This window comes from Jejudonia soesokkakensis (genome assembly GCF_042664795.1).
Classification (GTDB): Bacteria; Bacteroidota; Bacteroidia; order Flavobacteriales; family Flavobacteriaceae; genus Jejudonia; species Jejudonia soesokkakensis.
On sequence record NZ_JBHTBN010000001.1, the window covers coordinates 392,620 to 404,442 of the forward strand.

Genomic DNA, 11,823 nt, shown 5'->3' on the forward strand with positions numbered 1-11,823 from the left:
TTTTTAATTTTAAATTTACTAATTAGCGTTTATTTTTTTAAGAGGGCAAATATAAGGATTTTAATATCAAATAATCAAATGGTTAACATATTATAAAATAAATAGAGAAGTGCTACATTTGTCTTATGCCAAAATTTGCCCCTTTTTTTGCTAATAAACTCACTTCTTGGTATTTAATTCATAAAAGAGATTTGCCTTGGCGGGGGAGTGACAATCCCTATTACATCTGGTTATCTGAAATTATTTTACAACAAACCCGTGTTGCTCAGGGATTGCCCTATTATTTAAAGTTCGTAGAGGCATTCCCTACGGTTGAAGCACTTGCAAATGCATCTGAAACAGATGTTTTAAAACTCTGGCAAGGACTTGGATATTACTCAAGAGCCCGAAACCTTCATTTTACGGCCAACTATATTGTAAATACATGTAACGGGGTGTTTCCTAAAGATTATCAAGGACTTGTAACCTTAAAAGGTGTTGGGGACTATACGGCAAGTGCCATTGCTTCTATTTGTTATAACGAACCTACAGCTGTAGTCGATGGTAATGTCTATAGGGTTTTGTCCCGCGTGTTTGGAGTGCATACCCCTATCAATTCAACTCAGGGAAAAAAAGAATTTAAGTCTCTTGCGCAGCAATTATTGGACGAGTCACAACCAGGAACCTATAATCAGGCGCTTATGGAGTTTGGGGCACGTTATTGTGTGCCTCAAAACCCTGAATGTTCGAATTGTATTTTTAACGATCGCTGTGAAGCCTATAAAACCAATGCAGTAGGACAATTGCCTGTGAAGCTCAAAAAACGGAACGTAAAAAAGCGGTACTTTAATTATATCGTTATCCTTTCTGAAAATGATAAAACACTCCTACAAAAACGTACGGGTAAAGGAATTTGGCAGGGATTGTATGAGTTTCCGTTACTTGAAAGTACTTCAGAAATAAATGAATTTCAGTTAAAGGAGATGAACGCTTTTCAGGAATTAGCAAAAAAACACCAACTTTCAGAAATCACTTTGTACAATGAGACTTCAGTAATTCATAAATTGTCACACCAGCATTTGTATACCCGCTTCTGGATTGGCTCAGCTTCAGAAAAAATTACAAACAGTATTTCTATTAAGAACGTAAAAGAATATGCTGTTCCAGTGTTACTTCAGAATTTTATAACTGAATTTTTCAGCAGTTAAAAACCCAAAATTTTACTTATATTTAAAACTCAAAACCTACCTTTGTAACAATAAATTTTAAAGAAAAATGAGCGGGACATTAAATAAGGTAATGCTAATTGGGCATACGGGAGACGACGTTAAAATGCACTATTTTGAAGGGGGTGGGAGTATAGGGAGATTTCCTTTAGCAACCAATGAGTCCTATACAAACAGGACGACGGGTGAGCGTGTTGTAAATACAGAATGGCACACGATAGTTGTGCGAAATAAAGGAGCCGAAATCTGTGAAAAATACCTAAAAAAAGGAGATAAAGTATATATTGAAGGACGTATTAAAAACCGAAAATGGCAGGATGACCAGGGGAATGATCGCTACAGCACAGAAATACAGTGTACAGACTTTACATTTTTAACACCAAAAAATGAAGGAGGAGATATGCAGTCTTCTTCAGAAACGCAATCCCTTCAAAAACCTGCTCAGCAACAGCATGTGCAACAGCCAACTGAAGAGAATGATGATTTACCATTCTAGTAGTAATTAATAGCAACCCATTGGATATAGAACCTCCTAGTTCCCTTTTTATTTCGCTTATCACTACTGCAGACATCACCAGTATAGTGATTACAGTTATTTTACTGGGCTGTTCTGCTTTAATTTCTGGAGCAGAAAACGCGTTCTTTTCTTTGTCTGCAACAGATATTGAAGATCCTGAAAACGAAGCAAATCGTAAGCTGGACGTAGTAAAAAAACTACTTAAGAAACCTAAAAAGCTGCTTGCAACCATTTTGGTTGCGAATAATCTTATCAACATTGCCATTGTGTTGCTTTTTGCATCTCTCAGCAATTTATTTTTTGATGGTATAACCAATTCACAAATACGCTTCGTCATAGAAGTAGTGGTGGTAACCTTTTTTATCTTGCTTTTTGGTGAAATTTTACCAAAAATTTATGCTAGTAGAAACAACATGTCATTTGCGTTTTTTATGGCTTACCCACTTAATGTGCTCAATACATTGTTTAGTCCGTTAAGCAATCCTATGCGTTCTATAACACTGTACATGGAGCGAAAATTCGGGAAGCAAAAATCAAATTTAAGTGTAGATCAACTATCACAAGCGCTGGAGCTTACAGACGAACAGGAAACTACCTTAGAAGAACAAAAAATTTTACAGGGAATAGTAACATTTGGTAATACAGATACCAAACAGGTAATGAAGCCTCGAATGGATATTTTTGCTTTAAATGAAGATGCTGCTTATCGGGATATCATTCCTGAAATAGTAAAAAATGGCTATTCAAGAATACCTGTATTTAAAGATAATATGGATAACATCACAGGGATTCTATATGTGAAAGATTTGATGCCTTACATAGACAGGAAAAACCTGGAGTGGCAGAGCTTAAAACGAGAGCCTTATTTTGTTCCCGAAAATAAGAAACTGGATGATCTTCTCAACGAATTTAAAGATATGAAGATGCACCTTGCGATTGTGGTTGATGAATATGGCGGGACGAGTGGACTAATTTCCTTGGAAGATATTATCGAAGAAATTGTTGGTGAAATCAGTGACGAATTTGATGATGAAGATTTAATTTTTTCTAAATTAGATGATCATAATTATGTGTTTGAAGGGAAAACAGCTTTAAAAGATTTTTATAAAGTGATTAAACTTGAAAACACTCAAGTTTTTGAAGATGCTAAAGGTGAAGCCGAAACTTTGGCAGGGTTTCTTTTAGAGATTTCAAAAGGATTTCCAAAAAAGGACGAAATACTAAAGTTTGAACACTATACGTTTACCATAGAGGCGTTTGAGAACAAACGAATTAAACAAATTAAACTTTCTATCGTTCCTTCTTAATATGCGATATTTATTTTTTCTTATAGTTAGTGTGCTGTTAGTTTCTTGTAGAAATGATGTAACTGTAAAGCCTAGTGCAAAACTACGACTTGACTATCCGCAACCTACCTATAGTAGACTCCAAACCAATTGCCCGTATTCATTTTTAAAAAATGACAATACAGAGAAAAAAACAGATTCAAACTGTAATATGCGTATTGATTACCCAATGATGGATGCCACTATATTTTTGACCTACCAGCAAGTAACCGACAGCGCAAATCTCAACGATCTATTATATGATGCTCAAAAACTTGCGTACGGTCATAATATCAAAGCCCAAAGCATCCCGGAGCAGCCTTTTGTAAACCCAGATAACGATGCCTACGGAATGTTTTACTTTATAAACGGAGATGCGGCATCACAATCACAATTTTATCTTACAGACAGCCTTACCCACTTTGTAACAGGCTCACTTTATTTTGATGCAAAGCCTAATTTTGATTCTATTTTTCCTGCGGTACAATACATTCGTAATGACATGCGAACGTTGATGGAAACGATGGAGTGGAAGAAACCCTAATATGCGATTTCTTACAACGGTATTTTTTGTTTTTTTCTTCGGAAACATTTTTGGACAAATTACTATTTCGGGAAAAGTAGTTTCTGAAAAGGAAGAACCTCTCGAAAGTGCTTCTGTTTATTTCAATAACACCTCTGTAGGCGTTGTTACAAATGAAAAAGGAGAATTCTCCATTACCCAACCTGAAGGGGCACAACAATTAATTGTGTCTTATATAGGGTATGAAACAATTGCTTATTCACTTAATGAGAGCGATCGTAAGAAGTTACTCATTTTTAAACTTTTTCCTCAAAGTAATATGCTAGATGAAGTTGTTATAAAAAAACAACACTATGACGAAGATTGGTATTATAATCTCAACCGCTTTAAATATGCATTCATAGGACAAAGTGAATTGTCTCAGGATTGTGAAATCCTGAACCCAAAAGACATACTTTTTAGTTTTGATTTTGAAAATAATATTCTCACTGCAGACACACGCAAGCCCCTTAAAATTGAAAATAAGGCTCTAGGATATCTTATTACATACGATCTGATTGCATTTTCTCTTTCAACTGAAAAAGTATTTTTCAAAGGATATACAAAATTTGAAGAGCTCAAAAAAGGAAAATCTAAAACGAAAAAATGGAACAAAGCCCGTCAAAAAGCTTATAATGGCTCCATGATTCATTTTTTTAAGGCATTACAAGACCAAACTCTACAAGAGGAGGGTTTTATAGTCAACCAGTTTAGACGGGTACTTAATCCTGCAAGGCCTTCAGAAGCAGAAATTAAACAAGCAAGAGCCTATATTAAAGAACACAGTGACCTAATCGATTTCACAAAGGATGTGTCATACCCTATTACAAAAGCGGATTCTGCAGTCCTAGTTACACGTAAGATTCGCCTGCCGAAATTTCTTGATATGATGTATGCGACTAACGTATCCTACGATACCATACTCACAACGATAAATGGAATGGCTGTTCTTACATTTGAAGACTATTTAAGTATAGTATATCTAAATGAAAAAGAAGAAGCTCGTTACCTAAATTCTGGGTATAATAAAGAACTACGAACTGCTGGTCCTCAGACCTCATCAATAACCTTATTAAATGACAAAGCAATTCTTGATTCTTCTGGAGCATTATTAGACCCCTTATCCGTATTTTGTGAAGGATACTGGGCTTTTGAAAAGCTAGCCGAAACGCTTCCTCTTAATTATAGCTTGCCTACAGAGTAATTTTTTTATTCCAACTATTTATTTCTCACCTTTGCGCCTTCATTATGAAGGCTATTACTAAAAAATGGATCTATCTTGCTATTCTGTCATTGGTATGGGGCAGTAGCTTTATTCTTATAAAAAAGGCATTGATAGGGCTTACGCCACTCCAGTTGGGAGCTCTTCGCACCTTATTCGCTGCTGCATTTTTATTGCTTATTGGATTTAATTCTCTTAAAAAAATTAAGCGAAACGAGTGGAAATGGATTGTGATCTCCGCTTTTTTAGGAACTTTTTTTCCAGCATTTTTGTTTGCTTTTGCTGAAACTGAAATTGATAGTGCAGTTGCTTCAGTCCTAAACTCTACGACACCAATAGTAACCTTGTTACTTGGTGCGCTTGTCTTTAGTATTGGTTTTTCCAGACGTCAGTTAGTAGGAGTTTTAGTAGGTCTTCTTGGAAGTTTTTTGTTGATTTGGGTGGGAGCAGAAGTCAATCCAGATCAGAATTATTTGTACAGCGGATTTGTACTTATTGCTTCCGTATGCTACGCCTGTAATGTCAATATTATTAAACGATACCTTCAAAATATTCCAGCAATAGCGATCGCAGTTGGAAATTTTGTAGTTCTTATTATACCTGCACTCATTGTATTGTTCTTTTCTGAATTCTTTCAGCAACCCTTTACAACAGATCCCTTGATCTTAGAATCCTTAGGATACCTTGCAATATTGGCAGTTGTGGGAACAGGGATTGCCAAAATTCTATTCAATAAATTGGTTCAGATAAGTACGCCTGTATTTTCAACTTCTGTGACCTATACTATTCCTATTGTAGCTTTGATGTGGGGCGTGTTAGATGGTGAAACATTTACAGTATTTCAGGTGTTGGCTGCTTCACTTATTGTATTTGGAGTCTACCTTTCGAACAAACGTAAAAAGAAAAATGCCACTCATTAGAGCGGCATTTTCAGTTTAAAACGTTCCGAAGCGATTATTCAAAATCAGCATCTGAAACTCCTTCATTAACAACCACTTTAGAGACTGTAAAGTCTAAAGCTTGGGGTCCTAAGTAACGTGTTACTGTATATGGAATTTTAACTCCGGCTACTTCTTGGTAGTTACTATAGTCTGTGATTGACGTGCTTGATTGCCCCATCATAGTGACATCTACAGCTTCTCTTATTTTTAGACCAGTTGTGGTGTCGTAAAATGCTTTTACACCTTCGCCAAAATTAATTCGGTAAGCATCTGTTCCGTTTATAGTTTCGATGGCTTCCAATGCCCCTGTAGCATCTAGTTCCATAAAAGGCTTTGTGGTCATCATGTTTTGCTTGTTCATGGTATCGTCATTATCCATTCTTTGACCTTGTACGACCATGTAACCTGTACCATTATTAAACAATATAGTCTGCATTGGATTTCCGCCAAGTGAAACAACAACTTTACTTTGTCCTTTGTTGGTTACTTTTGAGTTCATGTTTAGTTGCATACCCTGCATTGAAGCAGCAGCTTCCATCATGATAGAATTAACATTTTTAGCTGCTTCCTCACCACCAATTGCTTTGATATAGTCTGCTAATACAGTTTCTGCTGTTACCCCAACTGGAATTGGCTTACTGAATTCAGGCTCTTTCGTTGGATTTCCGTATTTGTCAAAGTACTTTACCGGAATCACTTTTCCTGAAGGGTCTTTTACAGTTTTTAAGGGCTCTAGCACCTCTGCTCCTTTGCCAACGACTACAACACGTAGATTGTCTGCTTTAAAATATTTCTTTGCGACTCGTTGGATGTCTGCAGGGGTTACCGCATTGATTTTCTTTAGATAGTTTTTATAAAAGTCTTCGTCAAGATCTTCTGTTTCAATATTCAGCGCGTAATTTGCAATAGTCTGGGGACTCTCTAACGCCAAAATAAAACGTCCATTGTATTTTGCTTTTGCGTTCTCAAGTCTCTTAGCATCTACTGGTTTTGTGCTCATCATTTTGATCTCTTTGATCATTTCAACCACACTACTATCTGTAACTTCATTACGTACACTTGCTGTAGCAGAAAAACGAGATACATCTTTGCCAGCTCCAATTCCAGAATATGAACCATAGGTCCAGCCTTTGTCTTCTCGAAGATTTAAGAATAAATTTCCTTCACCTCCGCCACCTAAGATGTCGTTAGCCAAAAGTACCGCATGATAGTCTGGATCACTCATTTTAAGATTTACTACATTTTGAGCAATAATTTCAGACTGAACCGCATTAGGCATATTGATGAAATTGATCTCTGTAACGGTTACATCTGTAACAGGTGCAATAGTTTGTTTTGGAGCTAATTTTGTATTCCAATTAGCAAAATAGTTATTTACTACTTTTTTTGCGTCTTTAGTCTTTACATCACCCACAATTACTAAGTATGCATTTTCTGGAGAGAAATAAGAATTGTAAAATTCTTTTACATCTGCAAGTGTTAAAGCGCTAATACTTTCGGTAGTCATAAATTCACCTTTAGGGTGATTTTTACCATATAATAAAGCACTTCCCATTTGACTAGCAATTGCTGAAACATCCTTTTCTTGATTTTTGAGATTTTCTAACATTCTTGTTTTAGATTTCTCAAACTCTTCTTGTGTTAGTAATGGGTTTTTAACTGCATCTGCCATTAATTCCATTATTCTTGGAAAATACTTTGAAAGTGAACTAGCAAAAGCGCTTTCAGATCCAAAGAACAGCGTAGCTCCTAAAAAGTCAACCTCTTCATTGAACGCATCTTTTGAAATAGTGGTAGTTCCATTTCCCATCATATCTGAGAAAATTGCTTCTACACCTGCTTTTTTTCCTGAAGCATGCAGAGGATTATCTAAAACTAATTGGACACGAACACGTGGCAATTTATCATTTTCTACCACCATCACTTTCATGCCGTTTTTAGCTTCAAATGTGTTGGGGGAAGTTAAATTTATGGTGGGAGCAGGTCCAGCTTTAGGCTGAATGCTTCGATCGACTTGTGCGATTACTGAAGTAGCACAAAAAATAAATGCTACTGCTAAACTTATATATTTTTTCATTGTAAGAGTTTTCAAAATTATTATTTAGTGCTTTCAGGAAGATAATTTAATAAAACGCGTTGGTTAGGGTTAAGGTATTTCTTAACTGCATCGCGAATTTCTTCTCGTGTAATAGATCTGTAGATGTCAATTTCTTTGTTAATTAGATCTACATCTTCATATAACATATAGTAAGTAGCTAATGAGCTGGCAATGCCCTGCATCCCTGAGTTAGAGTTTACAAAGTTGTTTTCAAACGTATTTTGAAGTTTCTGAAAATCTCTTTCTGAAATTAATTCTGTTTGCATTTTTTTGATCTCTTCATCAATTTCTGTGATCAATGTTTCTGTAGTTGTATCGCCTAACGGAATACCAAAAAGCGCATAGGTTCCGTAATCTCTCTGACTTAAATTTACTGCCTGTACCGCCAATGCTTGTTGTTGATTGTCGACTAATTTCTTGTATAATACAGAACTTTTACCGCCACTTAGATAGGTTGAAACCATATCTAGTACGTAGGCATCGCGTTCTCCATGTCCTGGAGTTCTATAGGCTGCAATTACAGCTGGAATTTGAATATTTGGATCATAGAATGTAGCATTGATTTGCTCGGTAATAGGATCTTCCTGCATAAAATTTCTAGTAGGCTTTTCACCTTTTGGAATTCCAGAGAAATACTTTTCAACGAGATCCTTTGTTTTAGACTCATCGATATCTCCTGTAATAACTAGTACTGCATTGTTTGGTATATACCATTTGTCAAAATAAGCGTTGAACTCGTCTAGTGTAGCAGCATCAAGATCTTCCATTTCCCCTACATTTTTGTATTTGTAAGGGTGTTTTTCAAAAAGGTTTTCACTTACTGCAAAGAGTAATTGTCCGTATGGCTGATTGTCATAACGAAGGCGTTTTTCTTCTTTTACAACCTCATTTTGGGTATCCACTCCTTTTTGGTCGATAACTGGATGTAGCATTCTTTCAGATTCCATCCATAATGCCAGTTCAAGGTTATTTGAAGGGAAAACTTCATAATAATAGGTTCTGTCTAAAGAAGTATTCGCATTATTGGCTCCGCCGTTAGAACTAACTAGTTCAAACCAGCTACCTCTTTCAATATTTTTAGTACCTTCAAATAGTAAGTGTTCAAAAAAGTGAGCAAATCCAGTGCGATTTCCATCTTCCTGATTTCCTCCTAGGTCTTTTCCGCCAACATCATACATAACTCCTACAGTTACAAGAGGAGCAGAATTATCTTGATGCATAATTACGTGAAGACCATTGTCAAGGTCAAATTCTTTAAATTCTACTTTCTGGGCATGCATCCCAGCAGTTAACAGGCATCCAAGTGCGATGCTTACAATTATTTTTTTCATGGAGTGTTATTTGATTTTCGTGTTAGTATGTCAATACCATAAATTGTTACATATGTAAGCTCATTATAAAGAAAAAATTTATGATATTTAAATAAAAGGAGCAGTTTAATATAGCTATAACGTTTGGCACGTCTAAAAGTTAACAAACTATTTGGACGGGATTATACGTTTATTTTGTAATTTTCTACTTCAACCAAAACTATCATAATCATGTCTAAAGTTTATATACGCTACGGAATTGTTATTACTGTAGTCCTTATCGCTTATTTTTTACTATCTAAACTTGTTGGATTACATCATTACCCTGTTTTTAGTGCGCTAAACGGAGTTATTTTTGGGGCAGGAATATTAATGGCTATGAAAAAATATAAAGATCATCACCGTAAGTTCAAATATCAAAAGGGATTTCAGGTAGGTTTGTTTACGGGGGGTATCGCTACAATTTTATTTACTGTTTTTATGGCTGTTTATATGTATCAGATTGATTCTGAATTTTCACAAAGTATTATTGATTCGTGGAAATTAAATTATGAGAGTGGAACGGCTATGATATTAGCATCATTGGTATTAATGGGGTTCTCTACAACCTTAGTACTTACCTTGGCGTTTATGCAATTATTAAAAGAATCTTGGAATACTCCTGAAGGTAAAAAACACGAACTATAAATTAATATACGAATGCTTTGTTAATAAGATATTTAAAATTATATTTGCACCCGCTTTAAAATGAAGCGGGTTTTATAATATAACTAATTTAATTAAACGTTACGCTATGTACGCAATTGTAGAGATAGCAGGGCAGCAATTTAAAGTTGCAAAAGACCAGAGGGTTTTTGTCAATCGTTTAGCTTCAGAAGAAGGTGATAAAGTCGAATTCGACAGCGTTCTTTTAGTAGGTGACGGAGACAATATTACCATTGGCGCCCCGGCTATAGACGGCGCTCTTATTGGAGCAAAAGTCCTAAGACACCTTAAAGGTGACAAAGTTATTGTTTTCAAAAAGAAAAGAAGAAAAGGGTACCAGAAGAAAAATGGTCACAGACAAGCTCTTTCTGAAATCGTAATTGAAAGCATTGCATCTTCTGGAGCTAAAAAAGCTAAGAAAGAGGAGCCTAAGAAAAAAGCAGCTCCTGCAAAAAAGGAAGCTCCTAAAGCTGAAGCAAAAGCACCAGCCAAAGCAGCAAAGCCTGCAAAAAAGGCAGCTACAAAAGCTGAAGCAAAAACACCAGCTAAAGCAAAGCCAGCAGCTAAAAAAGCATCTGGTAAAGCAGACGATCTAAAAAAGATTGAAGGGGTTGGACCAAAAGCTATGGAAGCAATGGTTGCAGCAGGATTAGATACTTTTGCAAAAGTAGCAAAAGCAAAACCAGCAGATATCGAAAAGATATTAGCTGATGCAAGTTCAAGACTAGCACATTTAGTAGCTAACACTTGGCCAGAGCAAGCTAAATTAGCTGCAGATGGAAAGTGGGATGAGCTTCAAGAATTACAAGATAAACTAGACGGCGGAAGAAAATAAATTCCGTTATTGTATAACTTATATCCCAAATTAGTAAGGGACTTTAAAATCGAAACAAGATGGCTCATAAAAAAGGAGTTGGTAGTTCTAAAAACGGTAGAGAATCAGAATCGAAACGCCTTGGTGTTAAGATTTTTGGTGGACAAGCTGCTACCGCAGGAAATATCATTGTAAGACAAAGAGGATATACACACAATCCAGGTGAAAATGTATATGGTGGTAAAGACCATACACTTCACGCTAAAGTAGATGGTGTTGTTAAATTCACAAAAAAGAGAGATAATAAATCATATGTAAGCATTGTGCCAAACGCAGAAGCTTAATAGATTTATACCACCTAACAAAAAAATCCTTATTCTTAATTGAGTAAGGATTTTTTGATTCATGGAGGTGTGGTAGTTTGATTAAATTCCTCAAAAGAAATAGGACGAGAAACCAATGCCCATTTTATAGCTAAAGGATAATGTGACTTTATGAAGTCTAAAGGCGGGGTGCCAAACCAGAACAGATCTGGAAATCCTGTTCGTGACTGACTTCTAGCCATCGTGATATCTAACAATTGCCAACGACCATCGATCTTAACAGCATTCCATGTATGGTCTACTTTTCGATTTTTAGAAGTCCGAACGTATTTTTTTGAATACCCATGAATGACTTCAGCTTTGATTCCCACCTCTTGGCAAAGTGCTTGAAATAAAAAAGCATACCCCCCACACAACGCTTTTTTTCTTTTTAATACATTCTGAATGATTTTTTCTTCGGAAGTATAAATCTCTTGCTGTAATGTTCTATCCAATCGAAGGGCTGTGTCGTATTCAATATTGGAAGCAATCCAATAAAATATAGCTTCTGCTTTTTTAGCTTCAGTTGGAGAATTTTTAGTGATCTGAAACGCCAATCGTTGAATTGTTTTTTTCAAATCTATTGTACTAGACGTTGTGCGAACCGTAGTTCTTTCCGAAGCGATTCGCCTAGAAGAAATAACATCGCCTATCTGACTGTACGCAGATAAACCGAACAATAACAACACATAAAAAAACACGTTTCGCATTAAGTAGGACTTGAAATAGAAACGTGTTTCTTTTTAATTTATTTGTAAGCGT

The 11,823-nt window shown here is 35.9% G+C and carries 12 protein-coding genes; 9 read left to right on the plus strand and 3 right to left on the minus strand.

Features of this window, described 5'->3' with window-relative positions; genetic code table 11:
• The first annotated feature begins 125 nt into the window (after positions 1-125).
• From mutY to ACFQO1_RS01810, 6 genes are all read left to right on the plus strand, one after another.
• On the plus strand, positions 126-1,187 hold the full coding sequence (mutY, locus tag ACFQO1_RS01785; RefSeq protein WP_380216109.1) for an A/G-specific adenine glycosylase: 1,062 nt from the start codon (positions 126-128) through the stop codon (positions 1,185-1,187).
• A 67-nt stretch (positions 1,188-1,254) separates the two neighbouring features.
• Positions 1,255-1,701: a single-stranded DNA-binding protein gene (locus ACFQO1_RS01790; RefSeq protein WP_380216111.1), complete on the plus strand. Its 447-nt coding sequence runs from the start codon at positions 1,255-1,257 to the stop codon at positions 1,699-1,701.
• A gap of 20 nt (positions 1,702-1,721) precedes the next feature.
• Entirely contained in the window at positions 1,722-3,029 is a 1,308-nt protein-coding gene (locus tag ACFQO1_RS01795; RefSeq protein ID WP_380216113.1) for a gliding motility-associated protein GldE, read from the plus strand.
• 1 nt (position 3,030) lies between these two features.
• Positions 3,031-3,591 carry a gliding motility lipoprotein GldD gene (gene gldD / locus ACFQO1_RS01800; RefSeq protein ID WP_380216115.1) on the plus strand — a complete coding sequence of 187 codons (561 nt, stop codon included), beginning with the start codon at positions 3,031-3,033 and terminating at the stop codon, positions 3,589-3,591.
• A gap of 1 nt (position 3,592) precedes the next feature.
• Positions 3,593-4,813 carry a carboxypeptidase-like regulatory domain-containing protein gene (locus ACFQO1_RS01805; protein WP_380216117.1) on the plus strand — a complete coding sequence of 407 codons (1,221 nt, stop codon included), beginning with the start codon at positions 3,593-3,595 and terminating at the stop codon, positions 4,811-4,813.
• Positions 4,814-4,857: 44 nt separating this feature from the next.
• Positions 4,858-5,751 (plus strand): DMT family transporter, encoded by an 894-nt coding sequence (locus ACFQO1_RS01810; RefSeq protein ID WP_380216119.1) that lies wholly within the window; start codon positions 4,858-4,860, stop codon positions 5,749-5,751.
• A gap of 34 nt (positions 5,752-5,785) precedes the next feature.
• On the opposite strand, the gene ACFQO1_RS01815 is transcribed toward ACFQO1_RS01810, so the two are convergent.
• Positions 5,786-7,849 carry a M16 family metallopeptidase gene (locus ACFQO1_RS01815; protein ID WP_380216121.1) on the minus strand — a complete coding sequence of 688 codons (2,064 nt, stop codon included), beginning with the start codon at positions 7,847-7,849 and terminating at the stop codon, positions 5,786-5,788.
• A gap of 20 nt (positions 7,850-7,869) precedes the next feature.
• On the minus strand, positions 7,870-9,201 hold the full coding sequence (locus ACFQO1_RS01820; protein ID WP_380216123.1) for a M16 family metallopeptidase: 1,332 nt from the start codon (positions 9,199-9,201) through the stop codon (positions 7,870-7,872).
• 210 nt (positions 9,202-9,411) lie between these two features.
• On the opposite strand from ACFQO1_RS01820, the gene ACFQO1_RS01825 reads away from it, so the two are divergent.
• The 3 genes from ACFQO1_RS01825 (at position 9,412) to rpmA (ending at position 11,043) form a co-directional block, all read left to right on the plus strand.
• Positions 9,412-9,867, plus strand: a complete 456-nt coding sequence (locus ACFQO1_RS01825; protein WP_380216125.1) for a DUF4199 domain-containing protein — start codon at positions 9,412-9,414, stop codon at positions 9,865-9,867.
• 106 nt (positions 9,868-9,973) lie between these two features.
• Positions 9,974-10,720: a 50S ribosomal protein L21 gene (gene rplU, locus ACFQO1_RS01830; RefSeq protein ID WP_380216127.1), complete on the plus strand. Its 747-nt coding sequence runs from the start codon at positions 9,974-9,976 to the stop codon at positions 10,718-10,720.
• A gap of 59 nt (positions 10,721-10,779) precedes the next feature.
• Positions 10,780-11,043 carry a 50S ribosomal protein L27 gene (gene rpmA / locus ACFQO1_RS01835; RefSeq protein WP_380216129.1) on the plus strand — a complete coding sequence of 88 codons (264 nt, stop codon included), beginning with the start codon at positions 10,780-10,782 and terminating at the stop codon, positions 11,041-11,043.
• Between the two features lie 59 nt (positions 11,044-11,102).
• Here the strand turns inward: rpmA and ACFQO1_RS01840 are convergent, their stop codons facing one another.
• Entirely contained in the window at positions 11,103-11,771 is a 669-nt protein-coding gene (locus ACFQO1_RS01840) for a transglutaminase domain-containing protein (RefSeq protein ID WP_380216131.1), read from the minus strand.
• Between the last annotated feature and the right edge of the window lie 52 nt (positions 11,772-11,823).

Coding starts and splice junctions, on each gene's coding strand:
- mutY (WP_380216109.1), top strand. CDS start 126: ATGCCAAAATTTGCCCCTTTTTTTGCTAATAAACTCACTTCTTGGTAT.
- ACFQO1_RS01790 (WP_380216111.1), top strand. CDS start 1,255: ATGAGCGGGACATTAAATAAGGTAATGCTAATTGGGCATACGGGAGAC.
- gldD (WP_380216115.1), top strand. CDS start 3,031: ATGCGATATTTATTTTTTCTTATAGTTAGTGTGCTGTTAGTTTCTTGT.
- ACFQO1_RS01805 (WP_380216117.1), top strand. CDS start 3,593: ATGCGATTTCTTACAACGGTATTTTTTGTTTTTTTCTTCGGAAACATT.
- ACFQO1_RS01810 (WP_380216119.1), top strand. CDS start 4,858: ATGAAGGCTATTACTAAAAAATGGATCTATCTTGCTATTCTGTCATTG.
- ACFQO1_RS01815 (WP_380216121.1), bottom strand. CDS start 7,849: ATGAAAAAATATATAAGTTTAGCAGTAGCATTTATTTTTTGTGCTACT.
- ACFQO1_RS01820 (WP_380216123.1), bottom strand. CDS start 9,201: ATGAAAAAAATAATTGTAAGCATCGCACTTGGATGCCTGTTAACTGCT.
- ACFQO1_RS01825 (WP_380216125.1), top strand. CDS start 9,412: ATGTCTAAAGTTTATATACGCTACGGAATTGTTATTACTGTAGTCCTT.
- rplU (WP_380216127.1), top strand. CDS start 9,974: ATGTACGCAATTGTAGAGATAGCAGGGCAGCAATTTAAAGTTGCAAAA.
- rpmA (WP_380216129.1), top strand. CDS start 10,780: ATGGCTCATAAAAAAGGAGTTGGTAGTTCTAAAAACGGTAGAGAATCA.
- ACFQO1_RS01840 (WP_380216131.1), bottom strand. CDS start 11,771: ATGCGAAACGTGTTTTTTTATGTGTTGTTATTGTTCGGTTTATCTGCG.